Source organism: Marinitoga sp. 1138 (genome assembly GCF_013363265.1).
Taxonomy (GTDB): domain Bacteria; phylum Thermotogota; class Thermotogae; order Petrotogales; family Petrotogaceae; genus Marinitoga; species Marinitoga piezophila.
The window spans coordinates 23,242-49,853 of record NZ_LBFA01000008.1 but is presented as its reverse complement, the minus strand read 5'-3'; the positions used below and the strand labels follow the sequence as shown (position 1 = coordinate 49,853).

The window sequence follows — 26,612 nt, the reverse complement described above, 5'->3', positions numbered from 1 at the left end:
TGATGTGGTATAATAATTCTCGGAGACGTAGCCTAATTGGCTAAGGCGTCGGTCTTGAAAACCGATGGGGTTGACGCCCCGTGTGGGTTCGAGTCCCACCGTCTCCGCCAATAATAAACCGCCCTTAATGGGCGGTTTTTGGTTTATTTTACGGAGCCAAATCTGCTTAATGGCCATATTCTTAAAAAAGGTCTTCCAATGATATTTTTTCCTGGTACTATCCCAAAATATCTGCTATCAAAACTTTCTGTTGTATTATCTCCCATAAAGAAATAGAATCCTTCTGGAAGTATAATCTTAACATGGCCGTTTTCTTCAATGAAATATTTATTATAGTCTATTTTTGCAAGATATTTTTCATAATATGCAGTGTAATCTAACGTTTTATTGTAATATCTAAAAGCACCAAGATCAAACATAGGCTTTCTTAATTCAGTGAACTCACGATATATATCGCTGCTATATCTTTCAGGATATGCCATATATTTATAATAATTCTTTGAAGCAAAAATACCGTCTATATAATAATATCTGTTTTCAAATCCTTCTGGAATCTTTCCATTAACATATAATCTTGCCACTGAATCTTTTACACTTTTTGGAACTTTGTCGGCACCGCCATAATAATTTATAATCTTTTCCAGCCAATATGGGAGTTGAAAATCTTTATCATTTTTTATTTTTTCCCATATTTCAGTATCAGGAATTAATTCTAATGTATCTCCTGGAGTACCTACAAGCCTTTTTACATATTTTACATGACCATTAAATTCCTTTGGAGCAAATGAATCCATAAATTTATCAAATGGACCAAGTTTTTTTTCTGCACTTTTATCAACAAAAGGTGTCCAGAAAACTATTATATCTCCTTTTTGAGGTTCTTTATAATCATATGTAATTTTTTCAATGAATAAACGGTCCAACTCCTTTATGGTAGGCACCATAGAAGGAGTTGGAACCATCATTGTTTCAAATACAAATAAACGTATAATTGTTCCGAATATTACCGCATATATGAGTGCATTAATCCACTCATAGGTTTCCTTTTTTATTTTTTTCTTTAAATCGTCGTTAGGCAAGATCAGTCCCTTCTCTCCTTGATCTTAATCTTACCTCTGATATTTCTTAAGTAGTAAAGTTTTGCTCTTCTTACTTTACCTTTTCTTACAACCTGAATCTTTTCAATTGCTGGTGAGTGCATTGGGAATATTCTTTCAACACCTATACCGTTAGCTCCAATTCTTCTAACAGTGAATGTTTTTCCCATTCCGCCACCTTTGATTTTTATAACAATGCCTTCATAAGCCTGTACTCTTTCTCTTCCGCCTTCAACAACTTTAACATAAACTCTTACTGTATCTCCTGGTCTGAATTCTGGAATGTCTTCTCTTATATATTCTTTTTCAATGGCTCTGATATACTGATCCATGTTAAACCCTCCTTGAGTATATTTTTATTCTTATTTTTCACCAAATAATCTATCAAGGGTTATAGCTACAGCTGCTCTAACAGATAAATGATTAAATTCTGCATTTCCCCTGATAGGTTCAAGTTCGTAGTCACAAATTAACCTGATTTCCTCTGGCATGCCCCAACCAGTTCCAAATAGTATTAAATGCGGTTCATCATTATTAAATATTATCTCACTAATTTCTTTAAAACTCTTTGTTCTTTCTCTGATCTTTGCTGAAGTAAATATAAGCTTTGGCTTTTTACCTTCTATTTTTTCTATATCTTCTATTACATCTTCGAGATATCCTTTTAGCTTTACAATAGATAAAGCGTCATGTCTGTTAGGATTATATTGTTTTCCGAAACCCTCTGTCCAATATTTTAGAACATTTTTTACTATTTGTTGTTGAGCTGGTAGGTTTGAAACTACATAATAATTTTTAATATTATATGTTCTTGAAGACCTTGCTATATCGTGGATATCAAGGTTTGTAATAGCTGTTGAGATGATCTGGCCTTCACGTCCTAATATAGGATAATGAATTAAAGCTACATAAACATTATTTCTCATTAGAAATCAGCTCCCTGATTATATTAACAAGAACCCTTTTTTCAAATTCATCAAGGTCATGTTTTATAAATAAATCCGGTCTTTTTAAAATTGTTCTTAATAGACTTTCCTTTTTTCTATATTCGTCAATCTTTTTGTGATTTCCGCTTAATAAAACTTCGGGAACTTCCATGCCTCTATAATTACGGGGTTTTGTATAATGGGGATGATCGAGCAAAGTATTGTAGAAAGAATCATTCTTAACGCTTTCTATATCCCCAACAACACCCGGTACAAAACGCAATAATGCATCAATCATCAACATTGCTGGAAGCTCTCCACCAGTTACGACGAAATCGCCTATTGAAAGTTCTTCATCAACTATATTCATAACTCTTTCATCAATACCTTCATATCTTCCACAAAAAAACACTAAATTCTTTTTTTGTGCTAATCTTTCTGCATCACCAGTATCAAAATGTTTTCCTTGCGGTGAAGTTAAAATGATATATGGTTTTGTTCCTTTTTCTTCGATGTATTTATCGTAAAATTCAAAGAATGGTTCTGGTTTCATTACCATTCCAGGACCGCCACCATATGCATATAAATCAGTTACTTTATGTTTATCTTTTGTATAGTCCCTTAAATTATGTGCCTTGAAATGTACTATCTCATCCCTTATAGCCCTTGAAATAACTCCAAAGTCAGTTAGTGCTTTAAACATATCAGGGAAGATAGTAACAACATCAATCTCTATCTTCGGTATCATCTTCATACCATTCCAATCTCTTTACTGTAATATCATCTTTTTCTTTATTAAAAGAAATGAGATTTTCTTTTAATAAAGGATATAAGGTTTCGTCTTTTTCATATTTGTTTATTTGATTTTCAATGATCAAAACCTCATTGGCACCTGTTTCGAGAATATCCTTTATTTTTCCAATATATTCTCCATCTTCATAATAAACATTCTTGCCAAGAAGTTCAAAATAATAGAATTCATCATCATTTAATTCCGGTAATTCGTTTTTATTTATATATATTACAAAATCCTTATATCTTTGTGCGCTGGCTATATTTTCCACACCAGCAATCCTGATAATATACAGTTTATTTGCTTTTTTTATTTCGGTTATCTTTGCATACAGAAATTTTCTTGTTTTAGGATTGTATAATAATACATCTGTTAAATTTTCAAACAAACTTTCCTCATTTGATAGAGGAAATAATTTCATTCTTCCATCTAATCCATGAGTATTGGATATTTCACCAATAGCTATTCTATCCTTCAAGAGGTCTTCTAACCTCTTCATCTTATCACCTGATTACCTTTAAAAGGAATTTAGTGTTTTCGTCCTTTTTAGCAGCTGTTAATAATGTATTTATTGATTTAATAGTTCTTCCGTCTTTACCTATAATTTGTCCAACATCTGCTGGATCTGTATGTATTTCAAATATTATTTCATCACCGTTTTTTGATTCAGTAATCTTAACAGCGTCAGGATTTTTTACTATTCCTTTAATTATGGTTTCTAATAATTCTTTCATTTATATGCCTCCTGTGGCATTAAGCTTTCTTTTCAAATTTTATTTCGTGTACCTTTTTCATTACTCCAGCTTTTGATAATATTGATCTTGCTGTTTCTGTTGGTTGTGCACCTTTTAAAATCCATTCTACAGCTTTATCAACATCAACTTTGAAAGTGTCGTTTTCTCTTAGTGGATCATAAAATCCTAATGATTCAATATACTTTCCACTTCTTTTTTCCCTTGAATCAACTACTACAATTCTGTAAAAAGGTCTATGTCTTCTTCCCATCCTGTTCAATCTTATCTTTACCATGCTAAAAATACACCTCCTGAGTTTTTTAGTTTTTTATTTTAATTTTCTAATTAAAATCCAAATGGCATTTTTCCAAATAAAGACTTTTTATTTTTCATCTTTTTTACCTGCTTCATCATCTTTTTCATCTGTTCATAAGATTTAAGAAGCTTATTTATATCCTGTAAAGTAGTTCCGCTACCTTTTGCAATTCTCTGTTTTCTTGAATAATTTATAATTCTTGGCTTTCTTCTTTCCTCTTTTGTCATAGAATTTATTATAGCTTCAATCTTTTTCAATTCTTCTTCACCTTTGTTAAAATCTATACCTTCTTTTGGAATTCCTGGTATCATTTCAAGAATTTTTGAAAGAGGACCTAATTTTCTTATTTGTTGAATCTGTTCAAGAAAATCATTTAAATCAAATTTTCCTTCAAGAAACTTATTAGCAGCCTCTTCAGCCTTTTCTTTATCAATTTCAGTTTCAACCTTTTCAATTAATGAAAGAACATCACCCATTCCAAGAATTCTACTTGCATATCTATCTGGATAGAAGAGTTCAAGGTCATCAACCTTTTCACCAACACCAACAAATTTAATAGGTTTGTTAGTTATCTGTCTAATGGAAATGATAACCCCGCCTCTTGCGTCACCGTCAAGTTTAGTGACAATAAATCCATCTAATTCAAGCCTATCATTGAATTCTTTTGCGGAATTAACAGCATCCTGACCAATCATTGCATCTACAACCATTAAGATTTCATCGGGTTCAATGAGTTTTTTTATTTCAACTAATTCATTCATCATTTCCTCGTCTATATGTAATCGACCGGCAGTATCGAGTATTACAATATCATGCAACAATTTTTCTGCATAGTCCATAGCTTCTTTAACTATATTTACAGCATTCTTTCTATCGCCGGTAAATACAGGAACACCAATGCTTTCGCCTAACTGTACTAATTGATCAATAGCTGCGGGTCTGTAAGTATCAGCAGCAACAAGTAAAGGGGACTTTCCCTGTTTTTTAAAATATTTAGCAAGTTTTGCTGCATGTGTAGTTTTACCGCTTCCCTGAAGCCCTACAAGCATTATATAACCAGGTCTTTTTGAAATATTTAACTTTGGTTTTTCATTTCCACCCATTAATTCGATCAATTCATCTCTAACAATTCTTATAAATTCCTGGTCAGGGGTTAAACTTTCAAGAACTTCTTTACCAAGAGCTTTTTCTTTTACTCTTTCAACAAAGTCCTTTACAACCTTATAATTAACATCCGCCTCAAGAAGAGACATTTTTACTTCTCTAACAGCATCTTTTATATTTTTTTCTGATAATTTTCCCTGTCCTTTTAAGTTTTTAAAAGCTTTTGATAATTTTTTTTGTATGCTATCAAACAAAACAGACACCTCCGGCGGATTACTTATAAATCTATAAAAAATAAAAAAATATCGTAGATTATAGCTCCATCCCCTTTTTGCTATAATCTTTTATTAGTTTAGATATAATCCTTATTTAATGAATTAACATAAAAAATACATGTCTAGTATACTATAAAAATTCTTTTTTTTCATGAATTCTATTGAACAAAATGTGAGAACCTGGAAAATTTAATGTTACAATTTGATTTCTATAATAGAAAGAAAAATTTAATTCATTCTCAATGAAGTATTTACATTTAAAAGAGGTATAATTAAAAAAATCCATCTCCCTAACCTCTGAGAGATGGATACTTGAAATTTTACGAACTATTATTGATTCATTGCAAGGAATTTCCATAACATTATTGATATTTTTTATTTTTGCTTTAATAGCTTTTGTAATTACGAAAGCTTTTGAAAATAAAAAATCAGAAAATTAGCATATATAAAAGATGAGTAATAAACCCGGCAAGGATACCGGCAATTGTATGAGAAAGAATAGCTTTACTTGCAAGTTTTCTTGCTTTTAAAGAATCCATCATTGCAATATGTGTTGAAAGATAGCCGCTCCATGTCATTCCTATTGAGGTTAAAACCGCAATATCATTTGCGGTTATGGAGTTTGATTCAATAAATCTTGGCACTAAAGCCAATGCGGCACCTGTTGAACCAAGAGATGTCAAAGGAAATGCGATTAACTTTGGTGATTTAAATCCAAAAAGGAAATTTAGTATAAATTCCAATCTTTCGCCAATCCACTGTAAAACAGGAACACCTTCATAAGGCAAACCTTGATATCCAATTGAAGGATCTTTTGGACCGTTTGTGAACATCATAACCATTGTACTTATAATTAAAACGCCAGGTATTATAGAAAGTCCAAGATCAACCCCAACTTTTCCACCTTCAAGCAAAGCATCTATTAAACGTGAAACATAACCACCTTTTGTTGCATTCCAGTAATTTACATTTTCCGTTCCGCTAAAACTTTCACTATTTTTATAATATTTTTTAGTATAAATTGAAAAAATTCTTACACTTATAATACTTCCAATTACAGCGCCCAAATTCCCTAATAATACAGGACCTACAAGATTTGTTCCCATATTAGAAGATTGAGCAATCATAAATGTAGTAACTATTAAACCCATTCCAAAAGAAGTCCCTAAATTACATAATAAGGGAATCTGCCATTTTTCAAAATACTTTACAAATTGCTTATCCTGGGCAAGGGATAAAATAGCTGGATTGTCAGATAGATATGTTGTTAAAATTCCAAGTGAAGCTGCACCTGGAAGGTTGTAAAGAGGGCGCATTAATTTTGATAATAATTTATTCAATAGATATACAACGCCAAATTCTGAAAGGATGTTACCAAAAGCGCTTGTTAAAACAGCAACTGCCATAATAAAGAAAACAGTATTCAACAATAGATCATGTGCTGTAGACATTAGAGTTTTAAAAAAGTTGCTAACCCCCATAATATTCATTACAGGAATAAAAATGATAAGGGAAATAATAACAAAAAGTATGGGTTCTAAAAGATTGGTTTTTTGAACAATTTCTTTTTCTTCCATTTTATTCCTCCATATCTATTGAATTATTAAACAAATTATATTATAATAAATATGAAGTTTTTTTCAAACATTAAAAAAGGCAATTTTAAGTTTTCGATGCTAATTATTTATGATATAAGGCAATTAACATTTTAAATTTAATTATACCTTCAAATATAAATAACTTATTTCTGATATAATATAAATGTAACGGAGGCGTGTTCCGAATTGGCTAAGGAGCCGGTCTCGAAAACCGGTGAGGATAATATCCTCGTGTGGGTTCGAGTCCCACCGCCTCCGCCATTTTTTTATATATTCAAATTTTTATTGGGAGGGTTTATGATGAAAAATTTAAAGAATCTTTATCTTTTTTTAAAGGAAAAAATAGATTCGGGAAAGACAAATTATGCCATACCAAAAAGATGGATGCCTGATGATTATGAAGGAATTGTGAAAATCAGGGGGAGAAAGTTTGTAGTAAATCCTTATGAATATTTTTCAAGAGTAATTGAAAAAATTATGAAAAATGCAGATGAGAATATTGATTATTCAAAACCATTATCTTTAGTAACAGGAGAAAAATCCAGCGAATGGATAAAAAAAGCCATAGTATATAGTGCTCATGTAAGAATGACAACAGCATATCAACATGATGCAGATGCCCCATTTTTTATGCCTGTTGATGATTTAGGATTTAAAGAAAGTGGAACATTTTTAAAGATGATAGCGCTGCTGCCATATTTAAAACAATACAATGTAGATGCCATATATTTATTGCCAATTACACAATCAAGCAATAAATTTAAAAAAGGTGAAGTAGGTTCTCCATATGCAGTAAAGAGTTTTCATCACGTTGAAAAGGATTATCATGATCCTATTCTTGAAAAATTCAATGCAGATGAGGAATTTGCAGCCTTTGTTGAAGCAGCGCATATGTATGGCATGAGAGTTATACTTGACTTTATTCCAAGAACAGCTGCGAGGGATAATGATTTAATACTTGAACATCCAGATTGGTTCTATTGGATTGATATAAAGGAATTATCCTCATACGGACCACCAAAAATCGAAGGATTGGATTTTGAACAACCGTCAGCTGAAAATTTGCCTGTATTATATTCAAATGAAGAAGTAAAAAGGCATTTAAAGAAATTTAGATGGGCACCGAATATTACAGACCCGCAAAAATGGGAAAATTTTGTAAAGAAAAACAAAAATAATCCAGATTTTCTTGAAGAAATAGTAAGAGAATTTAAGGTTATTACAGTTCCAGGTTTTTCTGACTGGATAAATGATCCACAACCAACATGGGATGACGTTACATTCTTAAGATTATTTATGAGTCATCCAGAAGAATCAGAAAAATATCTTGAAAATCCGCAGGAACAACCACCATATGTGTTATATGACGTTGTGAAATCCAGCAAATTTCCTGGAAAAGAAATAAATTCGGGATTATGGGAAATGATTTCCAATATAATGCCATATTTCCAGAAAAATTTTGGTATAGATGGCGCAAGACTTGATATGGGACATGCACTTCCAAAAGAATTAGAACATCAGATTATATCAAATGCGAAAAATTATGATCCTTCATTTGCAATAATAGCAGAAGAATTATCAATGGATAATCATATAAAGGCAAAAAATAGCGGATATGATGCGATTCTTGGGAATACATGGTGGGCAGAGCCAAGACATAAAGAAAGCTGGTTTATAAAAACAACAAGAGATATAATGCCAGCATTATCTGTTCCATCATTTGCAACAGCGGAAACACCTGATTCTCCAAGGGCAGTAACAAGAGATGGCGGAGAATTATTCTCAAAACTTTCTGCAGTTGTTAATACATTTATGCCAAATGGAATAACATTTATAAACTCAGGAAGCGAAATTTTTGAAAAACAGCCAATGAATTTAGGGCTTGACTTTGAGAAACCAGAAGAAGAAAGATTTAAATACTTAGAACCTACAGATCAATTCTATGGAAAACTTGCGTTCTTTGATTATTATGCACTTCACTGGGATACAGACAGGCATATGGTAAGATTGCTTGTGGCATTGGGAAAAATAAAGAAAGAACATGCAGATTTAATTGCAAATATATCCAACTTCAGATATACCGATCATATGGATAAAGTATTTTCAATATTCTATTGGGATGGAAATAAAGGATTATTAATACCTGTAAACCTTAATTTTGATAAGTCTGTAAATTTTGCATATGATTTAGGGTATCATACATGGCGAGGACATCATAAAATAAGCCTTTTACTGGAAAATTATAGGCGCTGTGAATTCAAATGGGATGAAGGGGCATGGTTGAATATAACATTAAATCCAGGAGAAGCTAAAATATATCTTGTTGAATAACAATAAAAACGGACCAGCAACGGTCCGTTTTTATTACAATTTCAGAATCTATATTTATCTTGACTTTTTTATTTGTATGTGATATACTTTATGTGTAATTACACATCATACACAATAGAGGTGATTTATATGAGTTTAGAACGTCACAATATAATGATCGATCCGGAAACATGGAAGATTCTTCAAGAATTGAAACGTATACAAAACAAAAGTATAAGTGCTATTTTACGTGAAGCTGTTAACAGTTTTCTCGAAACTAATAAGTACAATAAAGTATATTTTAAAATGATGGCTAATGTGCCAGCATGTGATGATCAAGAAAATAAAGAGCTAACTGAAATGTTAGAAACATTGACCGAAGATGATCTAAAGGTTGTTGAAAGTTATGAAATACACCGTTAAATTAACAAAACGAGCTCAAAAAGTATTCAAAAAACTTGATACCAGAATGAAAAATCGTATATTTGATGCCATAGGAGATATGATAGATTATTATGATGGAAAAAGAAATGTAGCTATGCCCGATGTGAAAACTCTCCGTGGAAAATTTGAAGGATTATTGAGATTAAGAGTTGGAGATTATCGTGTGATTTTTAGTATGCATAACGATGAATTGATTATACTGGTTGTTGATATTGCACCACGTGGTGGAGAATATAAGTAAAGTTGAATCACAATAAAAACGGACCGTTGCTGGTCCGTTATTTTATTGTTATTTCATAGCTATATGATCTTTTGTCGTATTTGAGAGTAATTATATACTTTGATTCTGTTAATTTTCCAATTTTTTGAAAAACATAGCTTTTTCCACTTAAAATCTTAAATTCTGGATATGTCAATATATTCATTTTTCCATTGTTTATATTAATAATAGCCTTATTTGTGAATTGTGGATTACCGGCAAAAAGTAAATATACTTCCTCATTTTTTTCAAAGTTTTTAACAGGTATGTATTTATCTTCGGAAACCTTTTTATAAAAATAAAAAGTGTGGATTTTTATATCTTTTAATATCTCTGATAAGCTTTTTGCATCTGGAAATGCATAATATTTTTCTAAAGGAATATCATTTAAATAGATTTTAGCTTTTGATGGCATTATAATCAATTGTGGAGACAATTTTAATGATTTTTTATCTGTTCTGTCAGGATATAAGTTTTTTTCATAAGTTTCATTCTCTGTTATTATCTTCAATTTAAATACAAATTTATAATCTGGATCAAAATAGATTTTATCAGCTCTTATTAAAAAAGCTTTGGAATTATTATCTTCGTATAATTTAATTATTTCAATATGAAAATTGTCATTATTTATAACATTAAAACCATTCTCTGGAAAGAAAGAGCTTTCATGAATGAGTATATTGGCAAATAAATTAATACTTAAAAGAGTAAATAATAATCCAATAATAATTTTTTTCATTTAAATCCCTCCAATAGAATATTCCGGGGCGAAAGGCCCCGGAATTAAGTATTATTATTCTTTAGATTTATTGTAAAGATAAATCCATGTTGAAACATCGTCGCCTGTTATTTTACCATCTTTTGGATATCCAATATCACATTTTGAAATATCATCAGCATCTGTTGAGCCGACTTTGTTAACTAAAGCCTTAAAGTCGTCAAGATTAACTGTACCGTCGCCATTAATATCAAGATCTACGGTATTATGCTTTGCTTCTGAATCAAATACTAAAGCATACATTGGTCTTGAATTGATATTCCACCATTGTATTATATAATTTCCGTCTTCATCTTTTTTAGGATTATCATATGCTTCTTTTGTTATAGCTGGAATTACAAAGTATCCTCCATCACCCCAGTTATATCCCCAAGAATTCTTTACAATCCAGAATAAATCTGCTGTATATGTTGCCTCAACTGTTGGGTCATAATAAGTATAGCTTGAAACTTCTGTCCCAAGAATTGGTGTTGCCTCTGGATTAATCTTTTCAGCAAGAACTACATCGTCAAGATCTTCAGCAGCAACCCAACCAACTAAAGTTACAGCATGACCTCCAGAAGGTGAAACTGTTGGTGTATAAATTCCTTTTGTGTAAGAATAAAAATCATCAGGAACAAAGTATGAAACTGCTAAAGAACCATAATTTTTTAATGCTGTTTTTATCATATTAATATAATCATCATAAGTATAACCTAATTCTTTTGAAGAAATTGCGTCAGGAATCATTATGGTTTTATTTGCCTTATATCTTGGAGCACCATATGCCTGTGGTGGAAGTGGGATTTGTTCTTCATCGGTTAAGAATACATCTGAATATGGAGCATATTTTTCTTCTATCATACCATATCTGATCATATTATATGATGAAAAATAAACAAGTCCACCTTCCAATGAATTTCTATCCTGGACAATTTCATAATTTGAGTAGAAATATACATCCCAGTCTATATTATGATATGCTGCCCATCTTTCTGAAAAATCTACCAAATTATTCTTATTTCCATCTGTTGTTTCTCCCAAAACCTGAACTGCATAATCACTTTCCATCATACCTGCTGTAGAAAATGCCCAGCAACTACCATGGAGATATTGATCTCTTATAGGTTCTAATCTATAGAAAGTTTTATCAGAAATATTTTCTGGTTTAATCATTATAAGAGAGGACATTATTCTATCGTCTGTTGTAACTAACTCATCTGGTAATATTTTTCCGCCAGGGAAACTGTTTAAAGTTTTAAAATGGTTTAAAAGTTTTTCTTTAATGGCGTCTGGTAATTCCTTATAAGCGGCTAATCTTTTATTTACATCTTCTAATGTAACTCCATCAAATCTTTCAAAGAATGAATAAAAGCCTTCATTTGTTCCTGGAATCCATTTTAAATTTAAATTTTCTACATTGCTTTTTATTTCCGGAACTTTGCTTTTCATTTCATCTACAATATTTCGTGCAAAAATATTTATTATCATTAATAATGAGATTGTAAGAATAATTAATTTTTTCATTCTTCATCACCTCCGCTTACAGTAACGGAAAGATCTGTATGATCTACAATAAATCCATCCACATTTACATTATCCTTGTCTTTGAATATAGGATTTGGAACATCAATATATGTATCATAATCATCAAGATAGCCTTCATAAGCAAGATTAATTTTCAGCGTTCCAGTTGCGTCATTGCTTACTTTAAAGGTTAATACAGCGAAGTTTTCGCTTGCTGGTTCTGTTTCATCTGTATCAAGTGTGAAGCCTTTATAAAGGATTACAGATGTTGCACTATCTGAAACTTTATAAGCAGAAAAATCTGCATAGCCATTATCACTGTCTATGAAATCAGGGAATTCAACATTTTCTAAGGTTAAGTATTTGCTGTATTTTACAGCTAATTGCATATATCTTACATCATTTGATTTTGCGAATTCGGCAACATTTGTAGCATTTATTGTCACCTTGAATTCTGAACCAGTAGCAACTTTGCTCGCATCTGATTTTAGTTTAAATACAGGTTTGGTATCAGAATCATATCTTTCTTCTAAAATAAATTGTCTATAGTCTTTTGCTTTATAATTTACTGTAAGCATATAAACGCTATAATATGTATTTAAATCAAATCCAACAGTTGCTAAAGGTATATCTATTCCATATCCTGCATATTTACCTGCAGCACCAGCGTATTTTATAAAAATAGCATCTTCTTTATAAACAATTTTATCAACAATCCATAATGTTTCATATTCAAATAGTTTATAAGGTATTTGAATCCAGTCGTGTTCTGTATATGTTGAAACTTCTTTCCATTGATCATAGATTCCATCTTTATCGATATCTATAAGGTTTAATTTGCTCCTTTCACTGATTGTTTCTGTTGTATTATCAATATCTTCTTCTGAGTATTTAAAGAATTTTAAGAGGATATCTGTTGCCTGTTTGGAGATTTCTGCTGGGATTTTTTCTATATACCATGGTGTTGTTGAACTATATTCAACAAACTTCGTAGAGATAAAACTTTCTGAATCGCTAACAACATAAAATGATACTTCAGGACTTTCAACTTTAATATCATCTAATTCTTTAGCAACAACTTTTACTTTATATTCACCGGCTGTAGAAATTGTAGGTAATTCATAATAATCGTTTGTTGTAGTGGCTACTTCTGTATATTCTTCTTTCCCTGGTTCTAATACCATAACTGAATATTCATAATTTCTATCTTCAACATAACTAAATGTATCCCATTTTATTAATTTTGAATTTCCTGCAGGAATAAGTCCTCCGCCTACTACTCTAATTTCCTTAATACTTGGGACAACCTTGAAAATCATTTCATCGGTTTTTATGGACTTTTTATCGTAAGTAACTTCAACGTAATATTTGTATGTTCCCGTTTTTATGAGTTTGTCCTCAGGTATAGTGGCAGTTGTCATGTTAGCTCCGCTTTTTTCGAAAACTACAGAATCATTAAATGTTACAACGAGTTTTGATGTGAAATCATCCAATCCTTTTACAGTCCATTTTACATCAACAGGTGTTTTTACTGGAACAATTCCGTTGATACTAAATGCGCTTGTGTTAACTGAAACTGAAATAGGTTTAACATTAAGACATGATGTAAAGGTTAAGAGAATAACCGTCGTTAAAATAATAAAATACACCACTTTACCCTTTTTCATCCTTTAACCCCCTTTTTGTGATATATCCAAAAATAAATTATATACTAATTTTAAATTCTTTTCAAGTTAATAAATTGTAAATTTAAATATGAATGAAAAATTTTTCATTCACAAATTTTGAAAAAATTAATATAATTAAATGTAATCGGTTACATAGATAAGGATATAAATGCGGCTGGTTGTAATTTGATTTTAATATTATTTGTTGAGGAAGAAACTATTTTGGAAATTTAAGAAATTTGTTATGTAATGTAGAATGATATATTGACGAATATAATAATAAGGGGTGATTTATATATGGGTAAAATATTTAAGAAAAAAATTCTTTATATATTTTTAATAGTAGTAATTTTATTTTTGCTAAATGGCTGTTTTTTTGTTAAACCGCCTAAAGCCATTCTGGATTATCCTTCACAACGGGATAATTTGCCGACGAGTTTTTTGTTGTCGTGGCATCTTGAAGGTAATGCGTCATCAGATGAATTTACATTTGAAGTTTATTATGGTAAATCAAAAGATAATTTTACAGGGACTATTTCAACACAGAATACATCTATAAATATTGAAGGTCTTGAGGATAATTCAACCTATTATTTTAAGATTAGAACGGTAAAGAAAGGTCAATTTACAGATTCTGATATATATGAGCTTAAAACTTCTGATATTCCAAAAATTGAATTTTTAATGGAAGATAATGTTATTGAAACAACGGAGTATGAAGTGAAATGGAAGGTTAGTGATAATAACGGTATAAAAAAAATTATGTTGTATTTTTCAGAGGATCCAGATTTTCCAGAAGATAAAACACAGATTAATGAATTTAATGCATCTGTTAATAGTTTTTTATTAAAAAATCTCGATTATGGGAAAACATATTATTTAAAGCTTGTTGCCTATGATACCAATGATATTTGGTCATATAAAACATATGAATTTTCTGTAAAGTCATATGTTTTTCAAATTATTTCCCCAGCTCCAGGAAGTAAAAGCGTTAATATTAACAATATAAAGTTACAGTGGAAATATTCAAAGCCTTCAAAGTTTGAAGTTGTTTATTCTCCAAATAATTCTATTGATAATAATGATGTTGTAAGAGTTTCAACATCAAATTCGTACTATATAATAGATAATCTTCCGCCGGGGTTAGAAATTTCATGGTATGTTATTGATACAGTGAAAAATGTTGAGAGTCCAATAGCAACATTTACAACATCGTATAAACCTGAAATAGAAATTACATATCCAGAAAATAATGAAGTAGGTGTTCCAGAAGGATTTTCAATAACCTGGAAGGCTACAGATGTGGATAATGATTCTCTTTCGTTTAATATAAAAATAAAGAAGATAAATGAAAGCGATATTTTAAAATATGTTGATTTTGATAATGGATGTATATATGAGACAACAACAAATCAAAAATCATTGGATACATCTAACATTCCTCTGGAAAAAGGAATGTGGTATGGTATTTTGTTAAAAGCAAATGATGGTAAAGGAAATGAGGTTGAAGAGAGAATAAAATTTAGAATGAATGTTGATCCGCAGGAACCGTATGATTTAAAACCAGAATCTGGAACAATAGATTATCCAACTAAAAATGCAACGTTATCCTGGAAAACATATGATCCAGACGGTAATTTAACCTTTATTGTTCATCCATTTGAGAAATCAGCATCTTCAAAGGATTATGATGAAAATAAAGGTGTGTATTATTATGTTTTGAATAATCTTGAATATAATAAGGAATATTCATGGTGGGTTGAAGCAGTTGATAATACAGGAGCATCTACTATAAGTTCTGTAGCAACATTTATGACAAATGCAAAACCTGTTTTTAAAGATGCAACTCCTGTAAATAATGAAAATAATATTTCTTTATTACCTGAGCTTGAATGGGAATTTGAAGATTCCAATCTTTCATATTACCAGGTATATCTGGCTAAAAGTTCGGAAGATTTTACATTAATAGCTACTGTTACAGATACAAAATATAAAATAGAAGATTTATTGGATTCTGATTCTAAATATAAATGGAAAGTAATAGCCTATGACACATGTGGTGATTTTACTGATTCAGGGGAATTGTATTTTGAAACAACTAAAAAGCCTGATATTTCCCAAATGTCTCCTGCCGATGGAGCTCATAACATTTCTTTAAAACCAATATTGTCATGGTCTGCAGAAGATCCTGATAATAATGATGAAGATATGAGTTATAAGGTTGTTGTAAAAGATTCAGAGGAAAATGTTGTATTAACCGAAGAAACTACAGATACAAATATATCTGTAAACTTGTTATTGCAACCTGATAGTGAATATAAATGGTATATTGAGGTGGAGGATAGCAAATTTGCAACAAATGTTTCTGATGAGTTTTCATTTACCACATCTCAAGAACCAACAGTATCAAATCTTGATCCATCTGGAGTTGAAGGTGTAGCCGCATCAGAAAATTTAAGCTGGAATGCTTCTGATCCTGATGGTGATTCTTTGTTATATTATGTGTATCTTAATGATACTCTGGAAGGTACCACAACTGAAAAAGAGTATAGTCTTGAAGAGGTTAAGGATCTTGAACCAGATACAGAATATTCCTGGTATGTTGTGGCTGAGGATAGTAAATTTGCTACAGCAGTTTCTGATGTAGCAACATTTATAACAGCTCAGGCTCCAGAAAACTCTCCTGATATTATAGATATTTATGATTATTATGAACCAGATAAAAAATATACATTTAATGAAAGTAAATATCCATCAAAATTAAAGTTGATATGGAATCCAAGTAGCGATCCATATAATGGTTCTATTAAATACAGAATAGTGGGTGAATATTTAGATGAAAAAGAAATATTAGCAGATAATTTAACATCAAATAGCGCAATTGTTGAGTTTAAAGATGGAAAAACATATACAGTTTATGTGGAAGCAATTAATGATAAAGGAATGGTATTAAAAGGTAAGAGTATTAATTTAAAAATAAATGCTAATCCTAAAGTTATGGATTATTCTCCGCGATCGGATGATAATAATGTTAAGTTGAATCCAACAATAATGTGGATAGCTGAAGATAATGATTCTTCGTATGTTGATGTTTATATTTATTATGGAAAAGATGAAAATAATCTCAATAATTCTGTGAAGATAGAGAGACAATCAATGAATGGAGAATATACAATAACAGAAGATTTAGATCCAGGTGAAAAATATTACTGGAAATTAAAACTTGAAGATGAAATGTATGGTGTAACAGAAACTGATATTAGAAGTTTTACCACCACACATGCTCCTGTATTTAAGAGTATAACAGGAATTACAGATGGTTCAACAAATGAGGCTGTTAATGATGTTGAAATAAGCTGGGATTTTGAGGATCCAGACGGGGATTTGCTTGAATATCAAATTGAGGTATATAAGAATGGCGAAGGAACGCCTTATTATACAAAAGATCTTGGAACGTTAAATTATATAAAACTGGATTTTGAAGTGAATACCGAATATAAATTTGTAATTACAGCAGAGGACAATAAATCAGCAAAAACCACTAAGGAGATTTCATTTAAAACTACAAGAAGTCCTGTTATTTATAATGATTCATTATATCCTGATAGCACAGTTAATCATTTTACAAATGGTAGCAAATTTACATGGACTGCTTTTGATCCAGATGATGATGATTTAACATATAAAATTTATCTCGGCGAAAGTTCAAATTCTTTAAAGTATTTTGGCGAAACGGAAAATAATGAGTTAGTTGTTAATAATCTTGATTCCAATAAAACATATTATTGGAAAGTTAAGGCAATAGATTCAAAAGGAGCAGAGGTTGAATCTAATGTTGTTTCATTTAAAACTAATGCATTGCCTCAATTTGATAAAACAGCATTTAGTCCTCAGAATAATGAGGTTGGAATTAATAAAAATGTAACATTAAAATGGAAATGTAGTGATAGTGATGCTGTTTCTGGAGAATTGACATATGAAATATGGTTTGGTGATGCAATAGATTCTCTATTAAAGTTAGCAGATCAAAGTTTAGCATATTATAATCATTCTAATCTTGAAAACGGAAAGACATATTACTGGAAGATAATTGCAAAGGATAAATATGGTGGAGAAACATCATCAGAAATTTTGAAATTTACGGTAAATCGTCCTCCAGTAACACCGGAAATCGAAAATATAGATGAAGATTTACTGGAATTTAATTTAAAATGGTCTTCAAGAGATCCTGAAAATCAAAGTATCACATATGATGTATTGAAAAAGGAAGAGGGAGCAAGTGATTATAGCACAGTTGCATATAATATTAGCGATACTGAATATTTTATGGAAAGATTAACTCCAGCTAAGACTTATAGTTTCAAAGTTAGAGCTATAGATGATAAAGGAGATATAAGTGAAAGTACATATGAGTATAATACACCAACTGTTGATACAAATATATACACAAAAGAATCTGGTGATTCAGATAAAGTAGAAGAAATACTTGATATGATTGAATTAAGCGATGGAAATTTCGTTTATTTAGAGAAAATAGATTCCTCGTATGAATTAAAGAAAGTAGATTCTAATGGTAATAGTATAGATACTTATAATGTGAATTTATCAGAGCCGTGTAAGTTATTTGAAAATACTTCAAATCATATAGTTGTTGTTGGTAAAGATAGTAATGATAAAATAAGTTTTGAAGAGGTTGCATCAGATCTTTCAGGAACTACAAATCCGCCAGCAACTAATCCATATTCCACAACTGTGGATATTTCAGAAGTTCAGAGTATTTATATTAATTCTGATAATAAAATAGATATCGTAGGAACATATAATTCTGACTCTATATTGGTGGAATTCAACGAAGATTATTCAATATCTATTGCTGCTACAACAATTAGCGATACAACATTATATGATGTTATTAAAATTACCGATGAAGATGGTAATGAAAGATATATAGTAGCTGGAAGTAAAAGCAGCAAAGGATATATAGCAAAGTTAGATAATGCGTTTAGTGAGATAATATTTGAAAAAGAATTTGATGATATGGATAAAATAGTATCTATTGTGGATACAGATCCAGATTTCTGGATTTTTGGGTATAAGGATACGAATATTGTTCTTAAACAGATAAGTTATAGGGGAAATGAGTTGTACAGTCCAATTATAGAAAATAGTTATGGTTCTGAGAATGGAAATCTTTTAAAGAGTAATAATGGTTTTGTTATATTGTTAAATACAACAGATGGTGATATAGAAGTACTAAAAACAGACGATTCAATGAATATAGAAAAACAGGTTATTTTTGGAAGAACAGGAGAAGATGTGGCTAATGGAATTATAGAATCTTCTGATGGCGGATATATTATATTTGGAAAAACGAAGTCTTTTGATGATAAGACTAACGGAAATTCATATATTATAAAGACAGATTCCAATTTGTTAGGTTGGAGCACTCCCGAATAAAAAGTTAAAATAAGGAGGATAAAATGAAAAGAATAGCAATTGCGGCATTTTTGATATTAGGAATAGTAATTTTTGGAAGATTGAGTAATATTTATACAGAATATGATTATACTTTTTATTCAAAAGATATTGTTAATCCCAATATGCATTTATTGCATATTGGGTTTGATGGTGGTAATATTCCTTTAAATATTGGAGGAGGATTTTTGTACGATAATAATTTTTATCCTCAAATTACTGTTGGGAGTATGATGGTATTAAAAAGCGTATATCTTGAACCTTATTTTAGATATATTTTTAATAAAGGGGTATATACAGGGATTAATTTAAGATATAAGAATTTATTGTTTTTTTCGGATATTTATAAAGAAGATAAAATTAATGTTTCCTTTGGTTTTGGATTGAAATTTTCCTTGATAAAGTTTGGAAATGAGAATTTCACATATATTGATACTCCGGATAATATAAGTGTAATTGCTGGAAGAAAGATATCTTTTTATGTAAAAGCGTATAATAAAACGGTTCCAGCTGAAGGGATTCATGTATTTTATAGTATTAATAATAATGAGAAGGTGTATTCAGGTAAGACAGATGAGAATGGAATGTTAAAAATATGGATACCTCCGGTATTTAAATCAGGAGAATATACTATTAATATATTTGTTGAAGATAAAGAAGTTAGAATGAAGGAAATAATTTTAAGAGTTTTTCCAGATAGAGTATATAGTTTAAAAATAGAATTTGATAAGGATATAATATATACAGAAATTCCTGAAATTTTGCACATAAAGTCTTTAAAAATGTATGATAAATATGGTAATTTAATTGAAATGCCAGAGTTAGATTTTTTAAGTTTTAAGGTACTGGGAGATTATAGGGAAATAAAATATTCTTATCTTGATAATACAGTATTTTTAAATGAATTTAAAAATTCCGGTGAATATACAATTGTGTATAGCGCTGAGATTGAAGGAAAAGAGATTGCCGGAAGTTCAAAAATTAAAGTAATTGATAATCCAAAAAATATATCAAATACATCTGTAGAAATAGAGTTTCTTGGTTATAATAACGATTATGCAGAGTTTTTATTGAAAAATCCAAGGATATATTTCTGGAATTCTGAAAGTGTTCAACCTGAGAGTGTATCAGTTTTTTATAATGGAAAAAAGGTTTATATTAAAAATAACAGATTTAGGGTTTTTTTAAAGGATAATTTAAAGAAGAAAGTTCAGTTTGATGTGGAATTTTTTTACTGTAATTTTTATAATACAATTTCAATTGATGTAGATCTTGAAAAAAATTAGGTTGTTCGTATGAACAACCTAATTATATATTTCATTATCTATGGAAATATTATGTTTCTTTTCAAAGTTTTCAACAGCTAAGGGTTTTTGTAAGTATAAAACCTTTAGTTCTGAAGGGGAAACAGATTTTTCATTGTTTTCAATTATTTGCTCAATAAGGCTTTCAGGATTATATTTAGCATATTCTAAGATATTTGGCAATTTTAATTTTTCTTTGAAATATTCAGCTTCTTCACCTAAAAGAATTGCACCATCGGTTATTTCAGGGATTTTTGAAATTTCAACTAATTCAGGACCAAATTCTGAGATACCGTTATTAAAAATATGTATATAAGCAGCGTCAACACGAGCTCTTTTTAATATGGCGATTTTTTGGTGAGTTAAATGAGAAGAGCTTTTGAATAAAATTTCAGTTGAAATAATTGGCACCACTTTTTTGTTTCTATTAAATAATAATCCCTGGATAGCGGCAATTGCGATTCGTATTCCGGTAAATGAACCCGGTCCTATTGTGCATCCGTAAAGATTTATATCATCTATTGTCAAATTATTTTCTTTTAAAATTTCATTTATCAGGGTTATAATATATGTACCGGAATTTTTTTCATATGATTCTTTCACAAAAATTTTGTTATCTTTTTTTAATGCTATAATTATTCCTTTGTTTGAAGCATCTATTCCTAAAATATTCATTTTAATCACCACCATAGAAAGGAGTTTTTATATTGCCAAATTTTAGAACGCATGTTATTACAGGAATAATATTATATCCTCTATATTTCTTGCTTTTTTCTTTAATTGCTGATTTTTTTAGTATTGATTTTATTTCTTCATTAAAGGTTATTTTATCAGGATTTTTTATTTTTGTTTTAGGGAGCGATCTTCCTGATGTGGATCATAATTTTTCTTTGATAAATAAATTTTTTAGAATTTTACTCGTAGGCATAGGAATACAAATTGTTTTTAAGATCTCATATTATTATGATTTTCTCTCTTTTTTACATATGAGATTATATGTTCTGAAGACAATATATATTATTCTGGGAATTTTAGCAGGCGGAATTATGGGTATTTTGTTTAATAAAATAACAAAGCATCGTGGGAAATGGCATAGCCCCATAACCGGAATATTTTTGGGAATAATACTTTATGCATTAATAACCAAAAATTATTATAGCATAGATATTGAAAGTGTATATATTTCTACAGCTTTAGTATTTGGATTTTTTGTTCATTTATTTTTAGATGCTCATTTTAAGGAATCTTGAGATTGTCTTTTTTTATGAGCCATTTTATATGCCATCATTGCCTGATCAACTTCATTTAATTCTTCCAATATGCGTGCCATTAATATATAAGCTTTATAATCATCAGGATTTTTTATGACGAGCTTTTCAGCAAGTTTTAGAGCTGTTTTAAACATTTTTAATTTCATATAGAATTCTATACTTTTATGAGATACGAAGAAATATGGAATTGTTAATATTGATACTATAACGAGAATTGCAATTAAAATAATATAAGTTATTAAGCTATGCTTTTTTGTTGAGTTAGTATTATTATCGTTTTTGGATACGACGGTTGATTTGTTTTCATTTCCTTTTTGAGATGTAGTAGATTCTGTTGTGTTATTATTTTGACTTTTAGCCTTGCTACTTGCTGATGCTGCAACAATTACTTCTTTTAACTTTAATAATTCGCTTTTTAATGGATCAGAAGAACTGTCAATTAATTTATCGAGATTTTCTGGAACAGTATCGAAAATGATTTTATTTGAGCTTTCAATACGTATTCTAATAGTCTTTATAACACCATTTAATAGGGTGTATAAAGACTCTTTTTTTATATCGAGATTAATAACTTTATTGGTTAAATCAAGTACGTTTATTGTAAAATCTTTTAGTTTATCGATATCTACAAGATATATGTTTGAAGCTAATTGCCCTATTTCTTTTTTTAAATCGAAATATTGTTTTAGCAAAGAATAAGTTTTTAATTCTTTTGAATCGATTATACCTTCTCTTTTTAAGAAATCCAGAAGTTTAAAACCACCAAGATAATTGTTTTCATCGAGAAAATAAGTGGAATTATTTAATATACTGTTTATATCCTGTAATTTTGAATGAGGTACAAATTTTGATACAAATTTTTCCATATCTTTATCCAAAAATACCGGTGATGTAATGGATTTATCAACAAAAAGTTGTAAAAAACCAGTATAAGAAAATGGCATTACATATTTTTCAAGGCCATTTAATTTGTAGAGGTATTTATATGCGTTTGATTCCATAATTCCTGTTTCCAGTGTTCTTTTGACAACCAATGGAATTTGTGGAAATATTTTTAGTATCAAATTTGTTTCATCTTCCGAGAATGTTGAGTTATAAAGTCCAAGAGAACTGCAAAATTTGTTAAACCTCTCTTCAATTAAAGGTTCTATAAAAGGAGCATTTTTATATTTGTTATAAAAATACTGTTTTGCAGATATTACTTCTCCAATAATTCCAATAGAAGGATCACCTGGATTTTCTGCCAGGTATTTTACAAATTCAGCCCATGCATCATCTAAAGTAGATGGCATTTTTGATAGATTTTTTATATCCTCAATCGATGTTGAAAAGGATAAGATAATAAATAATAATAAATAAATAATAATAAATAATTTCCCCCGCATTTTAGCTCCTTTCGAGTTCAGGTTTTATATAAACATCCCAGAATACACGGATTATCATTGCAGTTGGAACTGCAATTAAAGCTCCAGTTAAACTGATTATAGAACCTAAAATTAATAATGAAAATATTGTAATAACAGGATTAACCCTCCCATAATCTTTCATTATGCTAATAAATATAATAAATGCAATTCCGTGTATTATGGACATTGTTAGTAAAAATATTAGCATTGTAGTAAGTCCGCTGGATACCCCAACAATAATCATAGGGATAAATTCAAGAATAACCCCAATAACAGGAATAAAATTTGTTACTGCTGCCCAGAAACTTAAAAGTAATTGATATTTTATTCCAAGTATAGACATTGCAAAAAATGCAGATATTCCAACAAAAGCCGATGCTAATAAAGTAGCAACAACGTAGTGTTCAATTTGATTAAAGGTTTCATTGTAAAATTTACTGGCTGTGTCTCTTAATGATTTTGGATAAAGATATTGCAATTTTGCTTTAAATGATTCAAAGTAGAAAGTGAAATAAATGGTTCCAATGGTTAAGAAGAACAGGAATGTAAACGCTTTTTGACCGTATGTTGGAATAACTTCTATAAATCTCGATAGCATTTCTATAGCTTTGGGTTGAAGTGAATTCATAAATTCTTCTACATTATTCACAATGGATTCCGGTTGATTTTGTAAAAGTATTTTCCATTGAGCATTCTGGAAAAAGTCATTTAGAAATACGATAAAATTGCTTATTTCTCTTGTTACCGTTGGTATTAATAATACCAACAATAAATATAAAAAGAATAATGAAGCGATTAAGGAAATTATATTTGCCAATTTCATGGGGACTTTGATCCTGTGCAAAGCTTTTGCCATAAGGTTTATGGCAAGAACAAATCCTATGGTGAATATAATAATTGTAAAGACATCTTTTGAAATAAAGGCTATGCTTATAAACAGAGAAAAGTAAAATGCTGAAAATAAAGCCCCTTTTAAATTGGCACTTAGTTTCATGTTAATCATCTCCATTGAATTCAAAGTATTTTCTTAATTCCTCTATGTTATCTGTAATTCCAAGAGCAACTGTTAATTTTATTCGCGCTTTTTGACCGGATACTTCATTTCCAAAAATTGCACCCTTGTTTTTCAAATCTGCTCCACCGCCGTGATAGCCATAAACTCCTAAAACCCTTCCTTTAAAACATCTTGATACAACAATAACAGGGATGTTCTTTTCCTTTATTATCCATTCTATATTATCAGCCACCTTTGGTGGGACATTTCCTCTTCCAAAGCCTTCAATTACCACGCCTTTATATCCCAATTCAGGTAATACCCTTAATATTGAACCGTCATCACCTGTATATGTTTTTATAAGTGCAACCTTTTCTTCAACCCTTTCTGTGTCAAGATGCATTCTTAATAAAGATGTCCTATAAAAAATTACAGCATCTTCATCTACAATTCCTAAAGGACCATATCCAGGTGAATCAAATGTTGCAACATTGCTTGTATATGTTTTTGTTACTTCTCTTGCAGAATGTATTTCATCATTTAAACATACAAGAACACCTTTGTTTCTTGCATTTTTTGATTTTGCAACTCTTACAGAAGAGATTAAATTTGCAGGTCCGTCTGTACTTGGTTCATTCCAGTTTCTCATAGCTGCTGTTAGAACTATAGGTTTTTCTTCATTCATTACAAGGTCTAAGAAATATGCAGTTTCTTCAAGTGTATCTGTTCCATGTGTAATAACAACACCTGTAATATCATCACGTTTTATTATTTCTTTTATGAATTTTGACAATTCAAACATTACTGTTGGAGTCATGTGAGGACTTGGTATGTTGGTAAATTCAATTAGCTCTGTTTCTGCAATTTCTTTAAGTTGTGGGATTTCATTTAGGTGTTTATTTCTTTCATCTGAAGGAATCACGCCAAGTAATGGATCGTGAACCATTGCTATAGTACCGCCAGTTGTAATAATTGCCACTTTGCTCATAGTAATTCCCCTTTCTTTTATAATATCAAGTCCTCTCCCGTGTTTAATAATTAAGTTAAATGGAAATTGGTTATTTTTAATTAGTTTTTACAATTTTACACACATAGAATGGAATTAATGTTTCATCAGGATAAAAATAATATCCATAGCCATCATAATAGCCCTTTATATTATACAACGATAAATCTATTTTTTCAAAGGTTATATTATTATATTTTTCAAATAAGTATTTCATGTTTTGTGTATTTTCTTCATTTGAAATTGTACATGTTGAATATACCAATGTTCCTCCAGGTTTTAAAAGATTTTCAATGGCATTTTCCAGTAATTTTTTCTGTATATTGGAATAATTAACAAAATCATCAATATTTATCCTGTGCAAAACTTCAGGATGTATTGACGAAGTGCCAGCCGATGAACATGGCGCATCTAAAAGGATTTTATCATATTTTTCAGCAATATATTCATCACCTGAGATAAGTTTTGTATTAATTATTTTAATTCCCAATCTTTCTGCGTTTTTTTCGACAAGTTCAAGACGGTCAATATCTATATCCAATGCATCTATTATTCCTGAATTATTCATAATTTGAGCTAATTCTGTGGTTTTTCCGCCAGGTGCGGAACACATATCTAAAATTCTTTCATTAGATTTTGGATTAAGTATTAAGGGTATTATTTGAGAACTTTCATGTTGTATATAAAAATATCCATTTTTATATAAGTCAGTTTTTTCAATGGCCATTCCCGCTTTATCTATTGTTATTCCGTATGGTGAATGTTTTGATTCTGTACTGTTTATATTAATCCCTTTTAATAATGAGATTAATTCTTCTCTGTTAGTTTTTAATGTGTTGGTTCTTAATGTAGTAGGATTTACAGAATAACTTTTTTTCATAAATTCCATAACATAATCTTCCGGGAAATATTTTTTTAGATAATTATAAAGCCATTCTGGAATAGAGTATTTTACCCATATTGGTTCTTTAAGAGCTAATTCAGCTTTTTTTCTTATGAGATTTTTCAGAGTGGCATTTACAAATCCCCTTATTCTCTTATTTTTTGCAATTTTTACCGTTTCATTTACAGCAACATATTCCTTGAAACCGTTTAAAATCTGATATGCGCCCAACCTTAACATCCATTTTGAAGCTGGGGGTGTTTTTTTAAGATTTTTTACTAAAAAGCTTAAATACCAATCAATTTTTATTAAATTTCTAATGGTTCCCCATACGAGATTTTTTAATAATGCCATATCTTCATTTGAATATATTTTATTGAAGTATTCAAATGATGTTTGAGGAATATAATGTTTTTTTTCAAATTCTCGCAAGAGTATGTAAGCGTCTTTTCTAACCATATATTTC

The 26,612-nt window shown here is 30.0% G+C and carries 23 protein-coding genes and 2 tRNA genes; 8 read left to right on the top strand and 17 right to left on the bottom strand.

Annotated elements, in window-relative coordinates; translation table 11 throughout:
- Positions 1-21: 21 nt before the first annotated feature.
- Positions 22-110, top strand: a tRNA-Ser gene (locus XO11_RS03930).
- Positions 111-143: 33 nt separating this feature from the next.
- Here XO11_RS03930 and lepB read toward each other — a convergent pair.
- The 9 genes from lepB to XO11_RS03885 form a co-directional block, all read right to left on the bottom strand.
- A complete protein-coding gene (gene lepB, locus XO11_RS03925) occupies positions 144-1,079 on the bottom strand; it encodes a signal peptidase I (protein WP_014296284.1) in 936 nt (311 codons plus the stop codon).
- A 2-nt stretch (positions 1,080-1,081) separates the two neighbouring features.
- Positions 1,082-1,429, bottom strand: a complete 348-nt coding sequence (gene rplS, locus XO11_RS03920; RefSeq protein ID WP_014296283.1) for a 50S ribosomal protein L19 — start codon at positions 1,427-1,429, stop codon at positions 1,082-1,084.
- Positions 1,430-1,459: 30 nt separating this feature from the next.
- Positions 1,460-2,023, bottom strand: a complete 564-nt coding sequence (locus XO11_RS03915) for an RNA methyltransferase (RefSeq protein ID WP_014296282.1) — start codon at positions 2,021-2,023, stop codon at positions 1,460-1,462.
- Entirely contained in the window at positions 2,013-2,759 is a 747-nt protein-coding gene (trmD, locus tag XO11_RS03910) for a tRNA (guanosine(37)-N1)-methyltransferase TrmD (protein ID WP_041638826.1), read from the bottom strand. Before trmD ends, XO11_RS03915 begins: the two co-directional genes overlap by 11 nt.
- Positions 2,749-3,315: a ribosome maturation factor RimM gene (gene rimM, locus XO11_RS03905; RefSeq protein ID WP_014296280.1), complete on the bottom strand. Its 567-nt coding sequence runs from the start codon at positions 3,313-3,315 to the stop codon at positions 2,749-2,751. Before rimM ends, trmD begins: the two co-directional genes overlap by 11 nt.
- A gap of 4 nt (positions 3,316-3,319) precedes the next feature.
- Positions 3,320-3,550: a KH domain-containing protein gene (locus XO11_RS03900; protein WP_014296279.1), complete on the bottom strand. Its 231-nt coding sequence runs from the start codon at positions 3,548-3,550 to the stop codon at positions 3,320-3,322.
- Between the two features lie 19 nt (positions 3,551-3,569).
- Positions 3,570-3,845, bottom strand: coding sequence for a 30S ribosomal protein S16 (gene rpsP / locus XO11_RS03895; protein ID WP_014296278.1), 276 nt, complete (start codon positions 3,843-3,845; stop codon positions 3,570-3,572).
- Positions 3,846-3,895: 50 nt separating this feature from the next.
- Positions 3,896-5,224, bottom strand: coding sequence for a signal recognition particle protein (gene ffh, locus XO11_RS03890; protein WP_175418188.1), 1,329 nt, complete (start codon positions 5,222-5,224; stop codon positions 3,896-3,898).
- 449 nt (positions 5,225-5,673) lie between these two features.
- Positions 5,674-6,822 (bottom strand): hypothetical protein, encoded by a 1,149-nt coding sequence (locus XO11_RS03885; protein ID WP_175418187.1) that lies wholly within the window; start codon positions 6,820-6,822, stop codon positions 5,674-5,676.
- Positions 6,823-7,013: 191 nt separating this feature from the next.
- On the opposite strand from XO11_RS03885, the gene XO11_RS03880 reads away from it, so the two are divergent.
- From XO11_RS03880 to XO11_RS03865, 4 genes are all read left to right on the top strand, one after another.
- Positions 7,014-7,104 (top strand) — tRNA-Ser (locus XO11_RS03880).
- 39 nt (positions 7,105-7,143) lie between these two features.
- Entirely contained in the window at positions 7,144-9,174 is a 2,031-nt protein-coding gene (locus tag XO11_RS03875; protein WP_175418186.1) for an alpha-amylase family glycosyl hydrolase, read from the top strand.
- A 78-nt stretch (positions 9,175-9,252) separates the two neighbouring features.
- Positions 9,253-9,576: a ribbon-helix-helix protein, CopG family gene (locus tag XO11_RS03870; RefSeq protein ID WP_368494356.1), complete on the top strand. Its 324-nt coding sequence runs from the start codon at positions 9,253-9,255 to the stop codon at positions 9,574-9,576.
- Positions 9,560-9,838 carry a type II toxin-antitoxin system RelE/ParE family toxin gene (locus XO11_RS03865; protein ID WP_014296273.1) on the top strand — a complete coding sequence of 93 codons (279 nt, stop codon included), beginning with the start codon at positions 9,560-9,562 and terminating at the stop codon, positions 9,836-9,838. Before XO11_RS03870 ends, XO11_RS03865 begins: the two co-directional genes overlap by 17 nt.
- 37 nt (positions 9,839-9,875) lie before the next feature.
- Here XO11_RS03865 and XO11_RS03860 read toward each other — a convergent pair whose 3' ends face one another.
- The 3 genes from XO11_RS03860 to XO11_RS03850 are packed head-to-tail and all read right to left on the bottom strand — an operon-like array spanning position 9,876 to position 13,807.
- Positions 9,876-10,595: a hypothetical protein gene (locus XO11_RS03860; protein ID WP_175418185.1), complete on the bottom strand. Its 720-nt coding sequence runs from the start codon at positions 10,593-10,595 to the stop codon at positions 9,876-9,878.
- Positions 10,596-10,649: 54 nt separating this feature from the next.
- Complete coding sequence (locus tag XO11_RS03855; protein WP_175418184.1) at positions 10,650-12,140, bottom strand: C1 family peptidase; 1,491 nt, start codon at positions 12,138-12,140, stop codon at positions 10,650-10,652.
- Positions 12,137-13,807 carry a cohesin domain-containing protein gene (locus XO11_RS03850; protein WP_175418183.1) on the bottom strand — a complete coding sequence of 557 codons (1,671 nt, stop codon included), beginning with the start codon at positions 13,805-13,807 and terminating at the stop codon, positions 12,137-12,139. Before XO11_RS03850 ends, XO11_RS03855 begins: the two co-directional genes overlap by 4 nt.
- A 297-nt stretch (positions 13,808-14,104) precedes the next feature.
- Here XO11_RS03850 and XO11_RS03845 point away from each other — a divergent pair, with 297 nt between their 5' ends.
- Entirely contained in the window at positions 14,105-19,264 is a 5,160-nt protein-coding gene (locus XO11_RS03845; RefSeq protein WP_175418182.1) for a fibronectin type III domain-containing protein, read from the top strand.
- A 23-nt stretch (positions 19,265-19,287) separates the two neighbouring features.
- Complete coding sequence (locus tag XO11_RS03840) at positions 19,288-20,568, top strand: hypothetical protein (protein ID WP_175418181.1); 1,281 nt, start codon at positions 19,288-19,290, stop codon at positions 20,566-20,568.
- An 18-nt stretch (positions 20,569-20,586) separates the two neighbouring features.
- Here XO11_RS03840 and tsaB read toward each other — a convergent pair whose 3' ends face one another.
- A complete protein-coding gene (gene tsaB / locus XO11_RS03835; protein ID WP_014296267.1) occupies positions 20,587-21,261 on the bottom strand; it encodes a tRNA (adenosine(37)-N6)-threonylcarbamoyltransferase complex dimerization subunit type 1 TsaB in 675 nt (224 codons plus the stop codon).
- 32 nt (positions 21,262-21,293) lie between these two features.
- On the opposite strand from tsaB, the gene XO11_RS03830 reads away from it, so the two are divergent.
- Positions 21,294-21,836 carry a metal-dependent hydrolase gene (locus tag XO11_RS03830; protein WP_014296266.1) on the top strand — a complete coding sequence of 181 codons (543 nt, stop codon included), beginning with the start codon at positions 21,294-21,296 and terminating at the stop codon, positions 21,834-21,836.
- Here XO11_RS03830 and XO11_RS03825 read toward each other — a convergent pair.
- From XO11_RS03825 to rsmB, 4 genes are all read right to left on the bottom strand, one after another.
- Positions 21,818-23,149: a lipopolysaccharide assembly protein LapB gene (locus XO11_RS03825; protein WP_156865393.1), complete on the bottom strand. Its 1,332-nt coding sequence runs from the start codon at positions 23,147-23,149 to the stop codon at positions 21,818-21,820. The two genes, XO11_RS03830 and XO11_RS03825, sit on opposite strands and share 19 nt — an antisense overlap.
- Before the next feature lie 94 nt (positions 23,150-23,243).
- Positions 23,244-24,257 (bottom strand): AI-2E family transporter, encoded by a 1,014-nt coding sequence (locus XO11_RS03820; protein WP_014296264.1) that lies wholly within the window; start codon positions 24,255-24,257, stop codon positions 23,244-23,246.
- Between the two features lies 1 nt (position 24,258).
- Positions 24,259-25,245 (bottom strand): asparaginase, encoded by a 987-nt coding sequence (locus XO11_RS03815; protein WP_014296263.1) that lies wholly within the window; start codon positions 25,243-25,245, stop codon positions 24,259-24,261.
- A gap of 76 nt (positions 25,246-25,321) precedes the next feature.
- Positions 25,322-26,605, bottom strand: coding sequence for a 16S rRNA (cytosine(967)-C(5))-methyltransferase RsmB (gene rsmB / locus XO11_RS03810; RefSeq protein WP_014296262.1), 1,284 nt, complete (start codon positions 26,603-26,605; stop codon positions 25,322-25,324).
- Positions 26,606-26,612 lie beyond the last annotated feature (7 nt).

What these genes read in the sequence shown, in the direction of transcription:
- rpsP (WP_014296278.1), bottom strand. Translation starts at nt 3,845, where the DNA reads ATGGTAAAGATAAGATTGAACAGGATGGGAAGAAGACATAGACCTTTT.
- rimM (WP_014296280.1), bottom strand. Translation starts at nt 3,315, where the DNA reads ATGAAGAGGTTAGAAGACCTCTTGAAGGATAGAATAGCTATTGGTGAA.
- XO11_RS03915 (WP_014296282.1), bottom strand. Translation starts at nt 2,023, where the DNA reads ATGAGAAATAATGTTTATGTAGCTTTAATTCATTATCCTATATTAGGA.
- XO11_RS03885 (WP_175418187.1), bottom strand. Translation starts at nt 6,822, where the DNA reads ATGGAAGAAAAAGAAATTGTTCAAAAAACCAATCTTTTAGAACCCATA.
- XO11_RS03825 (WP_156865393.1), bottom strand. Translation starts at nt 23,149, where the DNA reads ATGCCATCTACTTTAGATGATGCATGGGCTGAATTTGTAAAATACCTG.
- rsmB (WP_014296262.1), bottom strand. Translation starts at nt 26,605, where the DNA reads ATGGTTAGAAAAGACGCTTACATACTCTTGCGAGAATTTGAAAAAAAA.
- XO11_RS03865 (WP_014296273.1), top strand. Translation starts at nt 9,560, where the DNA reads ATGAAATACACCGTTAAATTAACAAAACGAGCTCAAAAAGTATTCAAA.
- XO11_RS03815 (WP_014296263.1), bottom strand. Translation starts at nt 25,245, where the DNA reads ATGAGCAAAGTGGCAATTATTACAACTGGCGGTACTATAGCAATGGTT.
- XO11_RS03860 (WP_175418185.1), bottom strand. Translation starts at nt 10,595, where the DNA reads ATGAAAAAAATTATTATTGGATTATTATTTACTCTTTTAAGTATTAAT.
- XO11_RS03820 (WP_014296264.1), bottom strand. Translation starts at nt 24,257, where the DNA reads ATGAAACTAAGTGCCAATTTAAAAGGGGCTTTATTTTCAGCATTTTAC.
- XO11_RS03900 (WP_014296279.1), bottom strand. Translation starts at nt 3,550, where the DNA reads ATGAAAGAATTATTAGAAACCATAATTAAAGGAATAGTAAAAAATCCT.
- tsaB (WP_014296267.1), bottom strand. Translation starts at nt 21,261, where the DNA reads ATGAATATTTTAGGAATAGATGCTTCAAACAAAGGAATAATTATAGCA.
- XO11_RS03845 (WP_175418182.1), top strand. Translation starts at nt 14,105, where the DNA reads ATGGGTAAAATATTTAAGAAAAAAATTCTTTATATATTTTTAATAGTA.
- rplS (WP_014296283.1), bottom strand. Translation starts at nt 1,429, where the DNA reads ATGGATCAGTATATCAGAGCCATTGAAAAAGAATATATAAGAGAAGAC.
- XO11_RS03840 (WP_175418181.1), top strand. Translation starts at nt 19,288, where the DNA reads ATGAAAAGAATAGCAATTGCGGCATTTTTGATATTAGGAATAGTAATT.
- XO11_RS03855 (WP_175418184.1), bottom strand. Translation starts at nt 12,140, where the DNA reads ATGAAAAAATTAATTATTCTTACAATCTCATTATTAATGATAATAAAT.
- XO11_RS03875 (WP_175418186.1), top strand. Translation starts at nt 7,144, where the DNA reads ATGAAAAATTTAAAGAATCTTTATCTTTTTTTAAAGGAAAAAATAGAT.
- XO11_RS03850 (WP_175418183.1), bottom strand. Translation starts at nt 13,807, where the DNA reads ATGAAAAAGGGTAAAGTGGTGTATTTTATTATTTTAACGACGGTTATT.